The following is a 20685-nucleotide window of genomic DNA, read 5'->3' as shown; positions in this document are numbered from 1 at the left end:
TGGAGTTGTAACTCCAAATTTAAGTTACGCGAGTCGAGTGTTAGTCATTTTACGCTCTAGCGAGAATGATATTGAACAAGCATACACCTAGTAACAAAGTGGCCGGCTTTACATTAATAGAGCTAGTAGTAGTGATTATTCTACTTAGCATTTTATCTGTATCAGTATTCAGCCGTTTTTCTGGGACCTCGGGTTACGCTGAGTACACCTATCAGGCTAGACTCGTATCCGCGCTGCGTAATATGCAAACCCGTGCAATGTATGACAATCGTGGTGGATATTGTTTTAAAATAAATTTTAATAGCAGCGCAGCGGCTTTTGGCCCCCCTACTTTGGATTATACCAGCGGCACATCTAGCTCAATTAGTGCAACATGTTCTAGCAATATCGATTTTAGTAATCCTGATTATCTCTCTACTACTGCTACAGAAATGGCGAGTGAGGGAGTGGGGTTATCCACACAACCCAATTTTAATTCTATCGATTTTGATGATTTAGGCCGCCCCCAATTAGAAAGCGGAAATTGCAGCGCCACTTGTAAAATTACTATGACGGGTGAATCCGCAGCGTCGGTGTGTATTGAATCTCAGGGGTATATCCATGCTTGTGAATAAAGCTGCTGGATTCACACTGACCGAACTTGTTATCGGCATTATAGTATTTTCTATCGCCTTAGTTTTGTTTACCTCCTTGATTGTACCTCAAGCAATACGCAGCGTAGAGCCTATCTATCAAGTTCGAGCCACTGAATTGGGGCAATCCATATTAAACGAAATTACCAGTAAGTCTTTTGATGAAAAATCCGATCGCACTGGTGGCACAAATTTTTGTGATGCCGCATGTATTGGCACGGTTAATTTAGGTCCAGATACCGGAGAGACTCGAGCGAGTTTTGACGATGTGGATGATTATAATGGACTGACTGAATCAGGTGCTGGGATTAAAAACACTTTTGGTGAAAGCACTACAATAGATAACAACAATTTGTATGAAGGTTTTGCTCTTAATGTAACGGTTATTTACGACGCTAACATGGATGGAATCGCAGATACCGTTGTGAGTAACACTAAGTTAATTACCGTTACTGTTACTACTCCTAATGATGAAAATATCATATTTTCTACTTTTCGGAGTAATTACTAGTGTATTGCTCAACTAAGACAACAAATAGAGGTTTTACCTTAGTCGAATTGGTGACTGTGATCATTGTTTTAGGGGTTGTATCTGTTGGTATCGCTGGTTTTATTCGTACAGGTGTAGGCATTTATAACGATGCCACTGAACGCGACCAACTGTTAGGAGACAGTCGTTTTGCTGTAGAGCGACTCACCCGAGAACTCCGAATGGCGGTCCCCAACAGCGCGCGAGTAAGGGCCAATAACTCCGGCTCTATAATCTGTATTGAATTTATACCTTCTGAATGGGTGAGTTTTTATACTAGCTTGTCAGTGAAACCTGACACATCGAATTCAGCCACTATAGTGGAGTACGCCAATAATCCAATAGGGTTTCAATTGAATCCTGGTGATTTCGCCATTGTTTATCCTACTAATACTCTCGAAAACAACAACGACGTATATCATTTGGCAAATAACAAACGTAAAGCAATAACTAGTTGCACGGATACCGGGCCCGATACAAGTTGCAATACGGCTGATGATCCTAGTGGAACCGCAGTGCTAACTGTCAGCGGAGCTTTTGAAGATCACTCGCCCGCTTCTCGTCTGTATATAGGTAGAAAAACCATCAGTTACTGTGCCCACCAGAACGACCGCAGTATCTATCGAAATGAAGGAAATATAAGCGAGGATCAGGTTATTTATACTTCAGGTACTTTGATGGCTGAAAACATCAATAATGATTTTAATAACCCTAGTGAGACACCTTTTAGAATATATGAAGCCACGCTAACGCGTAACAGCATAGTGCATGTTTTGTTAGCCTTTGAGCATAACGAAGAAATTATCAATTTCAGTAGTGAAATACATGTACCCAATGTACCGTAAAAAACATCAACCATTTTCATTGGCTAGTTTATCTAACCAAAAAGGCAGCATGCTGGTTATAGCTTTGTTCGTGATAATTGTATTAGCGCTGCTAGGGCTAACGATAACACGATTATTATCATCGTCTTCAGATTCTATTATCCATGAAGTACTAGGCCAAAGAGCCCTAAATGCGGCGAGAGCTGGAATAGAATGTGCTGTAGCACAAGAATTTGGTGGAGGGTGTAACCATCCAGTGTCAAAAGAGTTTAACGCGGTAGCCGGTTTAGAAAACTGTAATTACAGTGTGACTCCCACGTCTAAATCAATCGAAGACGGCGCTAAAACCTTTACTTTTTGGACCTTTTCCAGCACAGGCCAATGCTCTGCGGGTAAAATAAATGTGACGCGTTTTGTGTATATTGACGCAATGCTGGAGTCAGAATAATGATTAATCGATTGATTGCCTTGGTATTTTTTGTATTCAGCGTTACCCAAGCATTTAATGCCTTTGCCATAGCCAATCCAATCGTTAATTACCAGTTTGATGAATGTGAGTATACTGGCACGGGTAACGAAATTATTGACCAAACCGGTACCTACAACGCCCAAGTTACGGGAGTGGTATCTAATTCCGCTCAAGGGGTTACAAATAGTGCTTTAGATTTGTCGGCGACCAATACGTCTGACTGGGCCAGCCTCCCCCATGAAATAGTAGACGGGCTGAATAACTTTACTGTTTCTGTGTGGTTTCAAACCTCGGTTACCAAATCCCAACAAGAAATTTTTCAAGCTTTAAGTTACGGAAACGGAAGTGACGATGAATTAGAAATCTACCTGAGAAATAGCCAACAGGTAGTCGTAAAAGTCGGGGATAGAAGTGAAATACTTAATAGCAGTATTACACTAACAAACGGTCAATGGCATCACTTAGCAGTAATACGTGTTCGTAACATTGTCTGTTTATATATAGATGGACAACGACAAGATTGTGATGACGGTGTCGGTAGTGGCCAATTGCGGTCTAAATCTAATGCTGTGATCATTGGTCAAGAACAAGATAGAACAGGCGGCAGCTTTACCTCTTCTCAAAGTTTTGTTGGTTTATTAGACGAATTCAAGATATTTGATGAACAACTTTCAAGTAGTGATATTTTAAGTATTTACCAGAATGAATCTGCCGGAAATAATTTTGATGGAAGCGGACGGGCTGAACAAAATTGCTTTTCATTAATTGCAGAGTACCGCTTCGAAGAAGACGACTGGGACGGCACTGCTGGCGAAATTCTCGATTACTCTGGCAATGATCATCATGGTAAGGTGTTGTATAACTCTTTGCCAGATTTCGCCTCTCCAGCTTTAACAGGCAATACCGGTACTTGTGGATACGCCAGCCAAAACGATGGTTCCATTCAAGTCACTGGATTGCCACTTGATACCACTACCCCGAATGTTAAAACCACTGTCACCTTCTGGATGAATTGGGATGGAACCAACAGCACCATGCCCATTGGATGGGATAGCTACGATATTTGGATTGTGAGTGGTTCAATAGGTTTTAACACTGGCAATGGTGACGTGTTTGGCACTTCAAGTTCTGGCCTAGCCAATGGCTGGCATCATATAGCGGTCGAATTTACTAACGGTAATATCACTAATAACCGAATGTATATTGACGGCGTTGAGCAGTCGCTCACCCAACGTCAGAGTACACCTAGTAACAGTCGAGCCTATGTAGACAGTGAGCTGAGAATTGGCGGCTGGTCAGCTAATAGTGGTTACGATTTCCACGGACTAATAGATGAAGTACGCATATATGAAGGCTCGCTGACCACCTCGCAAATCGAAACCATCATGCAAGAACGCCACCCTTGTCCTCCTAGGCCCATTGCTGAATATCATTTTGATGAATTTAAATGGAATGATTATACCGCCCAAGTCGTTGATAGTAGCATCTATGGATATGACGCAACGCCATTTAATGCGTCAGTTACCGACGACATCAATCCTGTTTTTGAAGGCAGTCCTGGTACCTGTCACTACGGTCAATTTGATGGTGATGATGACTACGTGCAATTGCCTTCCTCATTTCCCAATTTAACCGAAAGTCTCACGATTACCGCATGGATCAATGCTGCGGACTTGAATTCTGACTCTCGAATTTTTATCGATGATCAAAATAATACTCAAGGATTCGGCTTTAGTTTAGGTGACGGCGGTGCGGGCAAGTTAAGACTCTATTCTAGGGCCGTTCGTCCGGTGATCGTTGACACCAGAAACGCAGTGATTACAACTAATAAATGGTACTTTGTCGCCGCGGTCCATGATGTCACAGCCAAAACAATACAGATCTATGTTGATGGTGTCGCACAAGTGCTTAATAATGGCGATACCGTATCTACATACACTGGCACATGGGGTAGCGACACAGGACCAGCAAGTATTGGTGGCGAAACCAATAATTCTCGAGAAAGCGGATCGAGATTCCATTTTAATGGTGCCATCGACGAACCTAAAGTGTATACAACCGCGCTAACCGAAACTCAAATCGTAAAAATTATGGGTGAAACCCGAACTTGCCCAGTTCCACCTACATTATTGTTAGAATACCGTTTCGAAGAAGACAACTGGGATGGAAGCCCAGACGAAATTATCGACAGCAGTGGTAACGAACATCATGCTAGGGTTAACAATAATTCAGTACCAGAGACCACTACTCCTGCGTTAGAAGGTAATTTTGGTACTTGTGGGTATGCCAGTCAAAATGATGGCGCAATTCAAGTGACAGGATTGCCACTAGATACCAGAACCGATGATGTCAAAACCACAGTCACCTTTTGGATGAATTGGGATGGTACCAACAACACCATGCCGATAGGTTGGGACATACACGACATCTGGATCTACAATGGTGCAATTGGCTTTAACACTGGAAATAGTGACGTGTACGGCGTTTCAAACGCTGGCTTAGCCAATGGCTGGCATCATATTGCCGTGGAATTTACAAATGGTAGCGTTACTCGCAATTCTATGCATATCGATGGTGTAAAACAAACACTTACCCAAAGACACAGCACACCGAATAAAAGTCGTGCGGTGGTCGACAGCGAACTGCGGGTAGGCGGCTGGTCTAGAAATGCCAGTTATGACTTTCACGGGCTAATTGACGAAGTGCGAGTTTACCAAGGTGTGTTACCCACCTCCCAAGTCATAGAGATTATGAATGAACGACATGAATGTAGGGCTATCGCGCCGGATCATTATGAAATTGTACATGATGGCCAAGGGTTCACTTGCGAAGCCGAAACAGTCACCATCAAAGCCTGTGCAAATGCAAACTGTGACATTTTATACGATCAAGAAACTGCAATCACTCTAGCCCCATCTGGATGGTCAGGCGGCGATACTCTAGTCTTTACTGGCGAATTGACCACCAGCCTAAATATCACCGATGAAAGCACTATTACTATGGCAAAAACCGCAGCTAATCCAGAGGCCGATTTTTACTGTTTTAATGGCACGACTGAAAGCTGTGACATGACGTTTTCAAATGATGGATTTGAAATATACGGCGCAACTATTGGTGACCCGTTACCAGATCAAATTGCCGCTAATAATTTCGAAAACGTTAATGTAAGGGCGGTTCGCAGTGTCGATAACGTATGTGAAGCGTTGTTAGAGGGCCCCCAAGAAATTACGTTATCGTATGACTGCGAATCACCGAACCAATGTCTCAAACCGCTCAATGATATTAATATCGCGGGTGATGGAACAGGTGAAAGTAGTGGCAACATTGCAGTAGAGTTTGATGCGCAAGGGGTAGCGAGCCTAGGGCTGCTGAATTATCCCGATGCAGGTAGATTAACGCTGAGTGTGGCCGCTGAAATAGATGGTGTCACGTTCGAAAACTCCGACAATGAGCCTGTTGATGTTTACCCTAGCTACTTAGAATTGAGTGTTGCTGAAACTGAATTATTATATGGCGGCACAGGTAACCAAAATAACTATGTGGCTGCAGAAAACTTTACTTTTGTCATCGGCGCTTATGGCAGTAATGATAAATTATTACCGAATTACCAGGCTGAAAACCCGCAATTAAAAGTGATGAGAGTTTCTCCTGTTAGCTCCGGTGAAAATGGTACCTTTAAATATTCGGATTCAGGCACCACAATTTCAGGCCTAAGTGCAGCCTTTGGCGATGCCTCAGGCCTTAGTTTTAGTGACGGCGAGCATAGTTACTCTTTGGCCCATTACACTGAAGTCGGCCGTATTGAAATAGATGTTCAAGATGCCAATTACCTTGGAAATAAAGTTGCTGTTGCTGACCCCCTGATACTTGGAGATTTCTATCCCGCTTATTTTGATGTCGCCTTAACCGAGGTACCGACATTGGCTGATACCTGTAACAGTACATTTAGCTATTTAGGTCAGAGTGTAGATTTTGAAACGTCTCCAGAATTTACTATTACAGCCTACAACGCCTTGGGCGATAGAACATTTAATTACAGTGACACTTATTGGAACTACTTGCCAGAAAAACCCACTGCAGCGGAGTTAAGCTTTGTTGATACCTCAACTTATGCCTCTAGCAAACCTGTCAGCGTTCTCAATTTAGGTGAATTGCCTATCATTGCTAGCAATGACAATTTTGATGGTTCAGGAACGGTTACCATTAACAATGGGAGTTTCAGATATAACAAAGTGGATCCAACTGACAATAGCGTTTTTGCTCCGGTTTCACCATTTGAAGCGCAGTTAACACTGGCATTTACTAGCGACTTTTTTGTCAGCACTTTTATAGACCAAAATGGTAATGAAGACAGTATTTGTTATCAAGCCAGTCATACTGATACAAGCTGCTTAGGCTGGGACATAGAAGAAGTTACAGGTACCCAAATTCGTTATGGTCGCTTGGTATTGGAGAGTACCTATGGACCTGAAACCGAATCACTTAACGTACCGATAAAATCTGAATATTTTAATGCTGACCAGTGGTTATTAAATATCGATGATAGCAATTGCACCAGTATCGATTTCAGCGAAGCAAATAATGAAATTCAATTATCAGATACTACCTTCGCTAACTCGTTTAATAGTGTTACCAGTTCCGGAGTATTGATTGAAGGTGTTGCTGTTGGCAACCAATTCACTCTTGAAGCACCTGATTCCGCCGGCGAGTTAGATATTTGGTTGGATCCCACGGCAACAAACGTAACTTGGCCAACTTATCTTAATTACGATTGGAGTGGAGACGGTTTCATCAATACTGATGACTTCCCTCAAGCTACAGTCACATTTGGTCTATTTCGAGGTAACGATAGGATCATTCATTGGCGAGAAGTATTTAATTAAACCTAATTTATATAGGGTGAGGTGAATAAAATAACGTTTGCCCACGTAACAAGCTTGCGCTTTTTGTTGTAACTCAATAGCATAGGCTACGCAAAGTTGTGATCTGGTAACATTACGCCCGATTTATGTCATGACAATAAAAATAGTTGCCATCAAGCAACCCGTTTGGAACCGAATAATGAACCGTATAGCTCAATTTTCTATTATCATTGCCCTTTCGTTTAGTCACAAGCTTTTGGCTGCCGACTTATCGGTTGCAGAAGTTGAAAATAAAATTTCTGTAAAACAGTCAGAATACGATAATTACAACAGTTCACTCGAAGCTCAAATTGCCAACGCAGCGAGCTTAGAAAGAGAACTAAGCGAACTTCGTCAAAACGCCACACTGGCTGACGCGGATAGACAATCTGCCTTGATTGAAATGAACTTACAATATGAAAAGGTCATTGATGATCCTGAGTTAAATATATCGCCCACTATCGAAACTTACGCTAAAGCAGTAAGGACTCATAAAGCTATCAAAGACGCCATTACTGATAAATACAATCAGTGGCAAAATGAGTTACAAGAAGTGGAACAGATGCAAATCTCGAAACATAGCCTGCTCAACACCATTGAAGGTTTAAAAGAGCAACTAAACAGCGCCCGTATCGATCGCTTGTACCAAGAGTTTAACCGTCAAGAAGCCATAGTTGTCAGCCATAACATTGCGTGTGATAAAGATGAGACATTAGCGAAGTGTATTAATCGCGGTAAATCCTTAGCTAAGCAAAAAGCCTCAAAACGATTTTTAGACAGTGTTTATGCAGGTTTAAGTGAATCGGATGAAGCTCAAAAAAGAAGACCTACGTCAGATGCTTCAGTGCAAGTATTGCGAAGCGAAGTTGCTGATAGCAACTTTAGTGGTCAAGGTAACTTTAACGTTAAGATGAATTTAGAATTGCAAGGTAACTTAAAACGTTCTGAAGGCTGCGAGTTATTAGGATTAGACCGACGATATTGCGTGAATTTTAAGGGTAACGAAAACGCAAAAGCCACTAAGGTGAAAGTTTCCCCTATGGCTACAGATGAGTCGGTAATGTACGAACTAACGGTGCGTTCAAACGTGTTTGATGACGAAGTATTCATTGATGGTGTGAGCTACGGCTCGACTAAACTACAAGTCATGTTACCCTCTGGTGAACATGATATTGAAGTGGTTAAACGTGGCTATGAATCAAGCAGACAAAAAGTTTCTTTGTCTGAATCACAAACCCTTAAAGTCGAGTTAGATCGTTCACAGTATACCTTTAGCAAAGGTGAACGAATTCAAGACATTTTGGCTGGAGACATTCCTGGACCTGATTTAGTAGTGATTCCTGCTGGCAGTTTTCGCATGGGAGATATTACTGGAGTTGGCCTAGACAACGAACGCCCGGTGCAAACCCAAGACCTAAAACAATCGTTCGGAATCAGCGAAACCGAAATAAGCGTAAAGGCATTTGAAACTTTTGTAAATTCAACTAGTTATGTGACTGATGCAGAAAAACAAAAAGGCTGCGCCGCATATGAAGATGGGCAAGCAGTATGGAAAGAAGATCGCAATTGGCGTGCGCCTGGATTTGCTCAGAATGAAAACAACCCTGTAGTTTGCGTGAGTATGCGTGATGCCAACGCCTACGTAAAATGGATATCACAAGCCAGCAGTCAAGCTTATAAATTACCCAGTGAAACGCGTTGGGAGTATGCCGCAAGAGCGGGCAAGGAAACAGACTATTGGTGGGGCGAAGGCGTCAGCACAGACAACGCAAACTGTGGTTGGTGTGGCAGTCAGTGGTCTAACGTTAGCACAGCGCCAGTGGGTTCTTTTGAACGCAATGATTTTGGTTTATTCGATACAGTTGGTAATGTCTGGGAATGGACCACCAGCAAACAATCAGATGGCACTGCAGTGGTTCGCGGTGGAGCGTGGAATTTTGCACCACGTTTAGCCCGAGTGTCGACTCGAATGGAATTAGATAGCAGCTTCCGTTCAAACTACATTGGTTTTAGAGTCGTTCGTGAACAATGAAACTCGATAACGGTCTCAAGAACAGTAGGGCGAGTTTGAAATAAACTCAATTTTCCGGCTCGCTTTAAATCTTTAAATTAGAATGATAGTAATTTCTATCGCCTGTTGCCCTTGATATTCTGTCTCACTTTTGTGAACCTCACCTTCGACCTTAAAATGTGCTAAACATCCCTTGAATAAGCCCACGGCGAGCTCTTCAAAATGACGAGATGATAAATAGTACATTATCAATTCTTTAGCTGACGTTTGCAGATGATAAAAACGTGGTAATTCAGCATCAGGATAAAGTTTTCTTACCTCAACATGAATGTAATTGTCTATATTTTTTAAAAGTTCAAAGGGACCACTGACCTCCTCAAAAATTTCTGGGTAGCGTTTGGAAAACCGACAAAATAGATGTTTACCAAATGACTCTAACAAGGTATCAATCGGAATATCAACAGCTTGCTTGACTGAGATGTGCTGTCATTTTTACAATTTATTGGTGGTCGTATGTACCTACGGCAGTGTACGCTCCCCTATTAGGTAAATCGCTTTTCTCTATAATCTCCTCCAAAACATCAATCGAAAAAACGCTTTCTACCATGTCCATGAACTCTGTAAAAATCATGCCTTTCACAATTTTTTCGCTTTTTTAAGGTAACTTTGTAAGGTATCTAATATTCGCCCTGAATTAAAAGGTTTAACAATAAAACCATTGGCGCCACTTTTAATCGCAGAAGTGACATTTTTTGATGAGCTCTCACCAGAGACCATCACTACCATCATTTCTGGGTACACTTTTCGAATTTGTTTTAATACTTCAAGGCCACTGGTATGAGGCAATTCAATATCTAAATACACCAAATCAATATCATGTATTGCGATCCTATCAGGTATCAATTCGCCAGTAGAAGAATGAAAAAAATTCACATCAATTTCAGTTTTATGTTCACGTATGCACACTAAAATCGCGGCGCGCAACAACTCTCTGCTGTATTCGACATCATCTACTAGTAATATATTAATCGTTATACTCATTTAACACTTCCGCTAACTTTAGATTGAGATTGGTACATTGTTGAACGGCTTGTTCATACTGCTTTTTTCTTAATAATAACAAAGACTCCGAAGCTAACTTAGTTAAAGTGTCATAACCAAAGGTTTCGGCTGACCCTTTAATAATATGTGCAGCATTGGTCAAACCTGCATAATCTAGCTTTTTTATGTTTTCGGTAATTTCCATATTTTGTTTGCTTAACTCACTAAAAAATAGCGCTTTTATCTTTGGGTCTTGAGCGAACAAATTAGACCTTTGAGCTTTTTCAGCGTCCGAGTGGTTTTCAGTGCGCAAGTATTGCTTAAGCACAGAGTGTAATTTATTTAATTCAAGAGGTTTGCTCAACACCCCACTAAAACCGAGCGCAATATATTCCTGTATATCAGCGGAGATAACATTGGCAGTCAGTGCATATATTGGCGTACTAATACCCAACTGCTGTAGCGACTTCAAGGCTTCCTTTCCATCCATAACAGGCATTTGAATATCCATCAAAATCAAATCATATTCGCCTGAAAGAGCCATTTGTAGGCCTTCTAGACCATTTACTGCTGTATCGATTTTGGCTCCAGTTTGGCGCAAATTAAGGGTTATCAACTGGCGATTAACCTCGATATCTTCTACCAATAAAATATTGCCAACTAGTGAAGGAATGCCTACCGATTGAGAATCAACGACTCTTCTAGCCTTAATAGTGCTGCATTTACCTTCACAGTCCTCACAGGCGATAGAGACTGAAAATTTAGAGCCCCTCCCCACAGTAGATTGCAGTTCCACAAAACCGCCCATCAATTCAACCAAACTTTTAGTAATAAATAAACCCACTCCTGTTCCACCTAAATTACTCGAAATAGTGGCGTCGGCTTGGCGAAAATATTCAAATATCAAAGCTTGTTTTTCTTCGACAATACCTTCACCTGTATCCACTACATCAATCAACAAAGTATTAGAAGTGGGTTGGAAATTTACGTGTACGCTTATGCAGCCTTCACTAGTAAATTTAATCGCATTGTTAAGTAGATTATGCAAAACCTGTTTAAGCCGAGTAGGGTCTGTAACTACCCATTCTGGAATATCCGATTCAATTACCATCACAAAATCTAACCTCTCCTTTTTACAATTAAAGAGATACATTTGTTCTATGTCTTGTAACAAATTGGGGAGATTAAACCTTATGGGTTGCAGTTCTAAATTTTTGTTTTCAATTTTACTTATATCTAAAATTTCACCTAACAAAGTGCTTAAGTGACGTCCACTTCCAACGATAGTATTTAAATATTTTATGCTATCTTCGCTGCTGACTTTGTGTTGTAACAGCACTTCCGCAAATCCAATAATAGCGGTCAAGGGGGTCATGGTGGCATGGCTCATATTAGCCAAAAATTGTGATTTTGCCTGATTGGACTCCCAAGCCTCAGATTTCGCTTTTTCTGCTTCTCGGGTGCGTTCTAAAATTTGTTTTTCTAAGCTCTCTTTTACCTCTTCTAATTCTTGATTACGCTGAAATAATTCAAGGGATTTTTTTTCCAATAGCGATTCGGCGGCTTCTCGAGCTTGTCGCTCCCGTTGATAACGTTTTTCTAGTCTCTCTTCATTCATGTCGATACTTAGTACGTCTATTTCAAATTGCCAGCTTACTATAGCCAAAAATAGAGTTTTATAGTTGCTTTTGACACTTAATTCACAAAAATGTGTTGAAACCGTTATTTTTATGGCCTTGTTGATGCTCTGTACTTGCCCAATTCACGGTGCATTGGTACAGTTAGCGGAATATTTTTCTTATCAACCAAAGTGCGGTTTTTACATGTTCAAAAAGCTACGGGGAATGTTTTCCAACGATTTATCAATCGACCTCGGTACTGCAAATACACTTATCTATATCAAGGATCAGGGGATTGTCCTCAACGAACCTTCTGTTGTAGCAATTCGTCAAGAGCGCGCAGGGGGACCAAAAAGTGTTGCTGCCGTGGGGCGTGAAGCCAAACAAATGTTGGGTAGAACTCCCGGAAACATAAAAGCGATTCGCCCAATGAAGGATGGTGTGATTGCTGACTTCTACGTAACAGAAAAAATGTTGCAACATTTTATCAAACAAGTTCACGACAATAACTTTTTGCGTCCCAGTCCGCGCGTACTAGTCTGTGTTCCTTGTGGTTCGACACAAGTAGAGAGACGAGCGATACGTGAATCTGCATTGGGTGCAGGCGCCCGTGAAGTATATTTGATTGACGAGCCTATGGCCGCAGCAATTGGTGCAGGGTTACCTGTTTCAGAAGCAACTGGCTCTATGGTAGTCGATATTGGTGGCGGCACCACAGAAGTAGCGATTATCTCACTCAACGGTATTGTTTATTCATCTTCCGTTAGAATAGGTGGCGACAAGTTTGATGAAGCAATTATTTCTTATATTAGACGTAACTTTGGTTCGTTAATAGGCGAAGCAACAGCTGAACGTATTAAACATGAAATCGGTGCAGCCTATCCAGGCGAAGAAGTTAAAGAAATTGAGGTACGCGGTCGCAACCTAGCAGAAGGTGTTCCACGAGGGTTTACGCTCAATAGCAATGAAATTCTAGAAGCCTTACAAGAGCCTTTAACCGGTATAGTATCGGCTGTGATGGTCGCCCTTGAGCAGTCTCCACCAGAATTAGCATCTGATATTTCTGAACGAGGAATGGTTTTGACCGGTGGTGGAGCTTTACTTAAAGATCTAGATCGTCTGCTGATGGAAGAAACTGGGATCCCTGTGGTTATTGCTGATGATCCTCTCACATGTGTTGCAAGAGGCGGCGGAAAAGCATTCGAAATGATCGATATCCATGGAGGCGATCTCTTTAGCTACGAGTAGTAGTTTTGATATTTAATAGTAAACAGGGCGACACGATGTCGCCTTTAGGCAGGCAATAATGAATTTGATGTTTTCTAGTGGCCCCTCCCTGCCTAACAGGTTAGCTCTGGCTCTTATACTTTCAGTGTCACTCATAATTTTTGACCACAAATTTGATGGTTTCGGCACAACCAGAGTGTACCTCAACTCACTGGTAAGCCCGTTGCAATATTTGGCCAACTTACCTGGGCAATTACTCAATGCTAGTGCAAGTCGCTTTGTTTCCCACGAACAATTGCTAAACGACAATGCAAAGTTAACTCATGATGCCATGCTAATGAACGGCCAGTTGCAACGTTTAACTTTTTTGCGAGAAGAAAATGACCGGCTTCGCAGCTTGTTAAATTCACCTGTTCAAGACAATACTCGCAAAGTTGTAGCTGAACTTATGGCTGTAGATAACAACCCGTACAGCCATCAAATAGTAATTAATAAGGGAGCAATAAATGGGGTGTTCGAGGGACAACCTGTTTTAGATGACAACGGTATTGTAGGGCAAATCATGCAAGTCAGTTCAACCAATAGCCGTGTATTACTTATTGCAGACGTCACACACGCTATACCCGTTAGAGTTGCCCGAAATAATGTACGCCTAATTGTTTCTGGATCAGGTAGTTTAGACGAACTATTGATCCAGCATGTAGCCCATAGTAGTGACTTAAAAGAAGGCGATCTGTTGCTATCTTCTGGCTTAGGCAATGTCTACCCTGAGGGTTATCCAGTCGCGACTATTACCTCAATTGTTCGAGATGAGAGTCGGCCATTTTCGCAAATTAAGGCAAAACCAGTTGCGCAACTTGATCGCTTAAAATACCTGCTGCTACTATGGTCCGAGCGCACCCTCCAAGAAGAATCAATAGCAGAGGTAACAGTAAAATGAGCATACGCAATTACTCAATTGCGCTAAGCATTGTGATTGCATTAGTTTTGCAAATTATGCCGATGCCGGCTGTCGCTGACTTATACCGCCCCGATTGGGTACTATTAGTCCTTAGTTATTGGGCATTAGCCCTCCCCAACAGAGTCAATGTAGGAGTGGCATTTTTTACAGGTCTAATTCTAGATATATTATTGGGTACCAGTATGGGTGTGCACAGTTTTGCTATGTGCCTATGTATTTATGTCTTGGTCGTGAATTATAAACGCTTACGTAATTACTCTGTGTGGCAGCAATCTATCATCATTGGCATTATGGCTGCGTTGTATAATTTGGTGATTTTTTGGTTACAACATTTAATCACCGATATTTATTTTTTGTTTGACTATTTGTGGCCCGTAGCCAGTTCTATGGTGATTTGGCCGTGGTTATTCTGGTTATTGCGTAAAGTTAGACGCCAACTACGCCTCCATTAATGATGTTATTACTTGCTTCACAGTCCCCCCGCCGAGTTGAATTACTGCAACAGATAGGTATTCCATTCACGCAATTTCCAGTAGATATTGACGAAACTGTACTCCCCCACGAATCCCCAAAAAAATACGTGCAAAGAATGGCCCAAGAAAAGTCTGCTATGGGTTTTCAAAGGACTGATAACAACAATATCGTATTGGGAGCTGACACAATCGTGGTGGCCCAAGGTCAAATTTTAGGTAAGCCGAAACACAAAAATGACGCTATACGTATGTTGAATATACTCTCTGATAATACACACCAAATATTGACTGCAGTCACTGTTATTAGCGCTAAACAACAAAAAAGCACCGTTGTTGAAACTCAAGTTTGTTTTGGCCCTCTAACTACTCAAGAAATAGCATGGTATTGGCAAAGTGGTGAACCGCAAGATAAAGCCGGAAGCTATGGAATACAGGGGCTTGGAGGACAATTTGTGAAACATATTAATGGAAGTTACAGCGCTGTCGTAGGTCTACCTTTATACCAAACAAAAATATTGTTAACTGAATTTGGGGTTGTAAATGAGTGCTGAACTATTAATTAATGTTACCCCTTCTGAATCTCGTGTGGCTTTGATAGAGAGTGGAATATTACAAGAAATCCACATCGAAAGGCACACTAAACGTGGCTTGGTTGGCAATATTTATCGAGGTAAAGTCAGTAGAGTATTACCGGGAATGCAAGCGGCATTTGTGGATATTGGCTTAGATAAAGCCGCATTTTTACATGCCTCTGACATTGCAATACACAGTGAAGTTGAAGAAGAAGTTTCACCTAACCATATCGAAAAACGAGATATTCGTGAGCTAGTGAGAGACGGACAAAACATTGTTGTTCAAGTAGTCAAAGATCAAATAGGCACTAAAGGGGCAAGACTTACCACTGATATTACGATCCCCTCGCGCTATTTGGTATTTATGCCAAGTGTTGAGCACGTCGGTGTATCCCAACGCATTGAAGATGAAGCAGAAAGAGAGCGCCTAAAAGCCTTAGTGCAGAGTTTCTGTAGTGAAGATGGTGGTTTTATATTACGTACTGCTGCCGAAGGGGTAAAAGAACAAGAGCTCACCCAAGATGCCGATTTCCTAAAACGTTTGTGGCAGAAAATTCGCTCGCGAATGAAAAATAAATCCCACATTCTTTACGAAGACCTGCCGTTAGCCCGCCGGGTGCTCAGAGACTTTGTGGGAACAAAATTAGATCGCATTAGAATTGATTCAAAGTTGTCACTACAAGAGTTGCAACAATTTACCAAAGAGTATGTGCCAGAATTGCATAAACTTTTAGAATATTATCCAGGCGAACGACCCATTTTTGACCTTTACGATGTTGAAAATGAATGTCAGCGTTCACTAGAAAGACGAGTAGACCTAAAATCTGGTGGATACTTGATTATCGACCAAACCGAAGCGATGACTACAATAGACATTAATACTGGCGCATTTGTGGGTCATCGTAATTTAGAAGAAACCATTTTTAATACCAATATTGAAGCAACTCAAGCGATTGCACGGCAACTTAGGCTTCGAAACTTAGGTGGCATGATCCTAATCGACTTTATCGATATGACAGTCGAAGACCACAAACGAAGAGTCATGCACAGCCTTGAGTTAGCCACAAGTAAAGATAGAGCAAAGATTAATATTCACGGTTTTACTGTGTTAGGTTTAATAGAAATGACCCGTAAAAGAACCCGTGAAAGTTTAGAGCACGTTTTATGTGGCGAATGCCCTGTGTGTAAAGGCCGCGGCTCTATTAAAACCGTCGAAACAGTATGTTTCGAAATTATGCGCGAAATTGTAAGGGTTAATCGAGCATACGACGCAGATAAATTTGTGGTTTATGCGTCACAGGATGTGGCCGACGCGTTATTAGGAGAAGAGTCACATATGTTGGCTGAACTTGAAGTGTTCGTCAGCAAACAAATTAAGGTTCATACTGAACTTCTGTACAATCAAGACAAATTCGATGTTGTAATGATGTAAGCGGGGTATAAACCTAGGCCCAAAACTTTCAACATTGTCATAATGTGAGCAGATTAAAACCGTGAATACCAAAACCAAAGGCGCTTCATTTTATGTCGCCTACTTGATCAAAAAACTCTGGGCATTGGTTGCCTTGAGTTTAGTTGTGGTTGCGGTGGTTTTAAGTGTTGCACGTTATTCTTTGCCCTATATGAACGGTCAAAAAAATTACTTAGAGCTTTGGTTGTCCGGCCAAGTTGGCGCTCAAATTAAAATTGGTGAAATAACTGCAAGATGGCAAGGCATAGGACCCGCTATAGTTTTACGCGATATTCAATTAATCCAAAACGAACAGTCTCCATTGAATCTTACCATTGCCGAAACATCCATTGAAATCGATTTTTGGCAATCTGTTTTGGCCTGGCAAATTCAATCTAACAAATTTGACCTACAGGAAATGGAACTAACTATTGATGTAGCTTCGATTAGCCAAGAGCAAAACAATTACCCCATAATCGATGCCTTAGAAAAGCTGTTTTTGCAGCAACTACAACTGTTTTCTATTAGTCAAAGTAAAATAATTATCAACACAGCAAACAATCAGCGACAAGTTGTACTGATTGACCAAGTGTCATGGGTCAATAAAGACGAGCACCATCAGGGTGTGGGACAAATGCAAATTGAAGAAATCGCAAAGAATTCTTCGTCATTTATTCTGGATTTATATGGCAATCAAGAAACCTTATTTGGCACCTTTTTCGCCAAAGGAGAAGAAGTAGACCTATCCCCTTGGATTGAACATTGGGTCCCCAGCAAACACGAATTACTTGAGAGTCGTGGCAGTTTTGTTATGTGGGCAACCATTAAAGAAAAATCACTTCAATCGGTACAACTTGATCTATCTAATAGCCGCTTTGACTGGCAACATCCAAACAAAGATAACTCAGAAAATAACACAAAATTGGCGGTATTGGGTGGTCAAATAAATGCCAGTCCAGTGAATGATGAGTGGCTATTTAACCTCAATAATTTGACCATGCAAATAAATGATAACGTGTTGGTCTCAAATTGGTTAGGTAAGGTAGACAAAACTGGAGCCTTGTCGTTGCAACATGAGCAACCACTACAAGTGGCATCTGTGTTGCCAATGTTAGCCTTAGCATTGGAAGCAAACCAAACGGAGCTAATTGAATCACTGCAACCTCAAGCGATATTAGATTCGATAGATATTCATCGCACTTTAGACGGCGACGTGGCAGTTAAAGCAGCAATAAGCGACTTAACCTGGCAACAAACCACGGCGATTCCGGGTATGTCTGGTATGGCAACCGAGTTAAATTGGTTCAATGGTAACGGACGGTTAAACTTAAAAAGCAAATCGGGGCAACTTTCAATTGATAAATTGTTACCAGAAGATATCGAATACCAACGCTTTTATGCCGATTTATTTATTGAGACCAATGCCAATGGCGTCAATGTTAGCTCTGAAAATGCCCTTTTGAAAAGCGACCTAATTAGTTTAAGCCCGCATTTTTACTATAGTAGTCACAATAAATACTTAGCGTTATCGACCCAAATTGAAGCCATTGACGTCAAGCAGTTACCCAAACTTTACCCTTCAGAACTGATGGGAAAAGACACAAAAAAATACCTCACCAACGCGCTGATCCAAGGTCAAATAGAAAATGCGCAATTATTGTGGCACGGCCAAGTTAACCAATTTCCTTTTGAACAGGGGCAAGGGGTATTTCAGGCACAGGTCAAAATAAACGACGGAGAATTAAAATTTGCGCCACAATGGCCCGCGCTAAACAATTTTGATGTCGATCTACTTTTCGAGAATAAAAGCCTCACTATGGTTAGTCAAAAAGGCCGTCTATTAGATGTTGAACTAACAAACTTATCAGCCAAAATTCCGCAACTCGCGTCAAATGCAGTATTAATCATCGATGCAGACGCCCAAGCCAATGGAAAACAAGTAACAGACTTAATGCTGCAAAGTAATCTAGCTGATACGCTCGGAAAAACCTTACAACAAGTGCAAGTCAATGGTCCGCTAAAAACTCAATTGAATTTAATGATCCCTCTGTCAGGTAAAGAGTTAGTCGCGAAGGGTAAAGTGCAATTAAACGAAAACAAAGTTGAATTGCCTAGCCTGAATATTTTGTTAGAAAAAGCCAATGGCACAGTAAGCTTCGTTAACAGTAAAATTAATGCCAGCAATATACAGGCGCATTTATTACAGCAACCCATTACATTGCAATTGGCTGGCTTACAAGAAACTCGTGGTTACCAGACAGATATTAATATCAAGGGAGATTGGGAGGTGACACCTTTGCTGGAACTTTGTTCTCCTGGATTAATCGATTACCTCTCAGGAACCAGCAATTGGTCAGCAGATATCGCACTTACTCTGCCACCCCAAGGATATGAATACTCCGCTCAAATATTCAGTAATCTATCAAATATTGATTCAGATTTGCCTGCACCATTTGCGAAACACTCAGAACAATCTTTGCCGCTTTTAATCACTAGCCAAGGAAATGAACAAGCCTCTTCAATAAAAGCGACCTTAGGAAAGGAGGTTGAATTTAACGGTAATTTACCTCATAGCGATATGCAATTTTCCCGAGCACATTTATCTATTGGTCAATCAGACATGTTAGGAATGGGCCTAGGTTTTAGTATCTCAGCCAATATGCAGGAGTTAGATGCTACTCCTTGGTACAATGTAATCAACGCCCTTATTGGTGATCTCCCTGACAATAATGAAACTCCCTTAATCGAGGCGCCCAAACGCATTTTCATCACTGCAGATAGCGCACTAATCGCTTCTCAGAGATTTACTGGATTAGAGATGGTGGCAAAAAATACCAGTGATAGCTGGCTTTTTGACATCAATGCCGAAGAAACCCGCATGGAAATGACCTTATATAAAGATTGGCTAAATAAAGGAATCGATATTAACGCTGACTTTATCGAAATGAAGCAATGGCAAAACAGTCAACCCAACAAGGGTGAAAAACAGTCCGGCTCGTCTAATCAATTTGTTGCCAATATGGAGACTTTACCTCCCATTAGTTTTTCCTGTGAGCGCTGCCGCCTAATGGAAAATGATCTTGGAAAGATTGATTTTAGTTTAACCCGCTCAGCCACTGGTATGAAAATCGAACAGGTACGATTGAATAATGATCATGGTTTATTTTACGGTTCAGGCGATTGGTTCTTAAATAATGGCCAAAGTAGTACTCGATTAAAAGGTGAATTTAGCAGTTCCGATTTTGGTGCATTCCTAAAAGGGTTTGATTTAGATTCGGGGATCAAAGATTCGAAAACCAGCTCCAAATTCGATTTGAGTTGGAAAAACTCCCCCTACGAATTTAACTTCGACAGCCTTAATGGCCAAATTGAATGGCGCTTGAGCGATGGTTACTTAACTGAAGTAAGTGACCAAGGTTCACGAATATTTAGTCTACTGAGTCTTGATTCATTGGTGCGTAAGCTGCAGCTTGATTTTAGAGACATATTTGCCAAGGGATTTTTCTACGATAAAATTAACGGCAGTTTTCAGCTAGAAAATGGTATCGCATATACTGAAGATACTTTAGTTGATGGCGGAGCCGGAGAAATCTCTATGCACGGTTATACCGACCTGAATGCTCAACAACTAAATTACCAAATCGAGTTCACCCCAAATGTGACATCAAGCTTGCCTGTAATAGTGGCGTGGATGATCAATCCTGCTACAGCATTAGCAGCACTTGCGCTAGATCAGATGCTGACATCTGCTAAAGTCATTTCAAACATCAAGTTTTCATTAACTGGTTCTTTGGATGAACCTCAACTCACTGAGTTAGGCAGAGACAGTAAAGAAGTCTCTTTACCTGCGAGAATAACGCCGCAGCTCGAACCCCAAAAACCTGACCAATCTAAGCACTTACAATTAGAACCACAGGTTAACAACCAAAAAATTGTTGAGGGAGCAAAAAGTGGATAAAACCCGCCCTAATATTGT

The 20685-nt window shown here is 41.3% G+C and carries 16 protein-coding genes; 12 read left to right on the top strand and 4 right to left on the bottom strand.

Translation table 11 applies throughout. From position 1 onward, the window contains the following. The first annotated feature begins 65 nt into the window (after positions 1-65). The 6 genes from KO534_RS17045 to KO534_RS17020 all read left to right on the top strand — a co-directional run bounded on the left by KO534_RS17045 (position 66) and on the right by KO534_RS17020 (position 9387). Positions 66-614 (top strand): type II secretion system protein, encoded by a 549-nt coding sequence (locus KO534_RS17045; protein WP_215931325.1) that lies wholly within the window; start codon positions 66-68, stop codon positions 612-614. Further along, positions 601-1143, top strand: coding sequence for a type IV pilus modification PilV family protein (locus KO534_RS17040; RefSeq protein WP_215931323.1), 543 nt, complete (start codon positions 601-603; stop codon positions 1141-1143). Before KO534_RS17045 ends, KO534_RS17040 begins: the two co-directional genes overlap by 14 nt. Next, positions 1143-2006 (top strand): PilW family protein, encoded by an 864-nt coding sequence (locus KO534_RS17035; protein ID WP_215931321.1) that lies wholly within the window; start codon positions 1143-1145, stop codon positions 2004-2006. The genes KO534_RS17040 and KO534_RS17035 overlap by 1 nt, the downstream gene beginning before the upstream one ends. Then, positions 1996-2433 carry an MSHA biogenesis protein MshP gene (locus tag KO534_RS17030; RefSeq protein WP_215931319.1) on the top strand — a complete coding sequence of 146 codons (438 nt, stop codon included), beginning with the start codon at positions 1996-1998 and terminating at the stop codon, positions 2431-2433. The genes KO534_RS17035 and KO534_RS17030 overlap by 11 nt, the downstream gene beginning before the upstream one ends. Continuing rightward, the gene (locus KO534_RS17025) at positions 2433-7337 is read left to right on the top strand and encodes a DUF6701 domain-containing protein (protein WP_215931317.1); all 4905 of its coding nucleotides are present in this window, start codon (positions 2433-2435) and stop codon (positions 7335-7337) included. The genes KO534_RS17030 and KO534_RS17025 overlap by 1 nt, the downstream gene beginning before the upstream one ends. Positions 7338-7515: 178 nt before the next feature. Continuing rightward, the gene (locus KO534_RS17020; RefSeq protein ID WP_215931315.1) at positions 7516-9387 is read left to right on the top strand and encodes an SUMF1/EgtB/PvdO family nonheme iron enzyme; all 1872 of its coding nucleotides are present in this window, start codon (positions 7516-7518) and stop codon (positions 9385-9387) included. Between the two features lie 72 nt (positions 9388-9459). Here the strand turns inward: KO534_RS17020 and KO534_RS17015 are convergent, their stop codons facing one another. Genes KO534_RS17015 through KO534_RS17000 form a run of 4 tightly spaced genes read right to left on the bottom strand, consistent with a single transcriptional unit; the run spans position 9460 to position 12073 of the window. After that, positions 9460-9807, bottom strand: a complete 348-nt coding sequence (locus KO534_RS17015; protein WP_215931313.1) for a heme NO-binding domain-containing protein — start codon at positions 9805-9807, stop codon at positions 9460-9462. A 58-nt stretch (positions 9808-9865) separates the two neighbouring features. Next, positions 9866-9973, bottom strand: coding sequence for a heme NO-binding domain-containing protein (locus KO534_RS23780; RefSeq protein ID WP_215931311.1), 108 nt, complete (start codon positions 9971-9973; stop codon positions 9866-9868). 29 nt (positions 9974-10002) lie between these two features. Further along, positions 10003-10407 (bottom strand): response regulator, encoded by a 405-nt coding sequence (locus KO534_RS17005; protein WP_215931309.1) that lies wholly within the window; start codon positions 10405-10407, stop codon positions 10003-10005. Then, positions 10391-12073, bottom strand: coding sequence for an ATP-binding protein (locus KO534_RS17000; RefSeq protein ID WP_215931307.1), 1683 nt, complete (start codon positions 12071-12073; stop codon positions 10391-10393). Before KO534_RS17000 ends, KO534_RS17005 begins: the two co-directional genes overlap by 17 nt. A gap of 157 nt (positions 12074-12230) precedes the next feature. On the opposite strand from KO534_RS17000, the gene KO534_RS16995 reads away from it, so the two are divergent. The 6 genes from KO534_RS16995 (at position 12231) to KO534_RS16970 (ending at position 20667) form a co-directional block, all read left to right on the top strand. Further along, on the top strand, positions 12231-13274 hold the full coding sequence (locus KO534_RS16995; RefSeq protein WP_039989107.1) for a rod shape-determining protein: 1044 nt from the start codon (positions 12231-12233) through the stop codon (positions 13272-13274). A 58-nt stretch (positions 13275-13332) separates the two neighbouring features. After that, a complete protein-coding gene (gene mreC, locus KO534_RS16990; RefSeq protein ID WP_215931305.1) occupies positions 13333-14193 on the top strand; it encodes a rod shape-determining protein MreC in 861 nt (286 codons plus the stop codon). Next, positions 14190-14666: a rod shape-determining protein MreD gene (gene mreD / locus KO534_RS16985; protein ID WP_215931303.1), complete on the top strand. Its 477-nt coding sequence runs from the start codon at positions 14190-14192 to the stop codon at positions 14664-14666. Before mreC ends, mreD begins: the two co-directional genes overlap by 4 nt. A 2-nt stretch (positions 14667-14668) precedes the next feature. Beyond that, entirely contained in the window at positions 14669-15238 is a 570-nt protein-coding gene (locus tag KO534_RS16980) for a Maf family protein (RefSeq protein WP_215931511.1), read from the top strand. Then, positions 15228-16691, top strand: a complete 1464-nt coding sequence (rng, locus tag KO534_RS16975; RefSeq protein WP_215931301.1) for a ribonuclease G — start codon at positions 15228-15230, stop codon at positions 16689-16691. The genes KO534_RS16980 and rng overlap by 11 nt, the downstream gene beginning before the upstream one ends. Positions 16692-16752: 61 nt before the next feature. Beyond that, the gene (locus tag KO534_RS16970) at positions 16753-20667 is read left to right on the top strand and encodes a YhdP family protein (protein ID WP_354667955.1); all 3915 of its coding nucleotides are present in this window, start codon (positions 16753-16755) and stop codon (positions 20665-20667) included. The last annotated feature ends 18 nt before the right edge of the window (positions 20668-20685 follow it).

The organism is Paraglaciecola arctica (assembly GCF_018861065.1).
In the GTDB taxonomy this organism is placed as follows: Bacteria; Pseudomonadota; Gammaproteobacteria; order Enterobacterales; family Alteromonadaceae; genus Paraglaciecola; species Paraglaciecola arctica_B.
This window is presented reverse-complemented; position numbering and strand designations above follow the sequence as displayed.

Excerpts from the sequence above, each read along its gene's own strand:
- KO534_RS17045 (WP_215931325.1), top strand. The coding sequence starts at position 66 with ATGATATTGAACAAGCATACACCTAGTAACAAAGTGGCCGGCTTTACA.
- KO534_RS17040 (WP_215931323.1), top strand. The coding sequence starts at position 601 with ATGCTTGTGAATAAAGCTGCTGGATTCACACTGACCGAACTTGTTATC.
- KO534_RS17030 (WP_215931319.1), top strand. The coding sequence starts at position 1,996 with ATGTACCGTAAAAAACATCAACCATTTTCATTGGCTAGTTTATCTAAC.
- KO534_RS17025 (WP_215931317.1), top strand. The coding sequence starts at position 2,433 with ATGATTAATCGATTGATTGCCTTGGTATTTTTTGTATTCAGCGTTACC.
- KO534_RS17020 (WP_215931315.1), top strand. The coding sequence starts at position 7,516 with ATGAACCGTATAGCTCAATTTTCTATTATCATTGCCCTTTCGTTTAGT.
- KO534_RS23780 (WP_215931311.1), bottom strand. The coding sequence starts at position 9,973 with ATGGTAGAAAGCGTTTTTTCGATTGATGTTTTGGAGGAGATTATAGAG.
- KO534_RS17005 (WP_215931309.1), bottom strand. The coding sequence starts at position 10,407 with ATGAGTATAACGATTAATATATTACTAGTAGATGATGTCGAATACAGC.
- KO534_RS16995 (WP_039989107.1), top strand. The coding sequence starts at position 12,231 with ATGTTCAAAAAGCTACGGGGAATGTTTTCCAACGATTTATCAATCGAC.
- mreC (WP_215931305.1), top strand. The coding sequence starts at position 13,333 with ATGAATTTGATGTTTTCTAGTGGCCCCTCCCTGCCTAACAGGTTAGCT.
- mreD (WP_215931303.1), top strand. The coding sequence starts at position 14,190 with ATGAGCATACGCAATTACTCAATTGCGCTAAGCATTGTGATTGCATTA.
- KO534_RS16980 (WP_215931511.1), top strand. The coding sequence starts at position 14,669 with ATGTTATTACTTGCTTCACAGTCCCCCCGCCGAGTTGAATTACTGCAA.
- rng (WP_215931301.1), top strand. The coding sequence starts at position 15,228 with ATGAGTGCTGAACTATTAATTAATGTTACCCCTTCTGAATCTCGTGTG.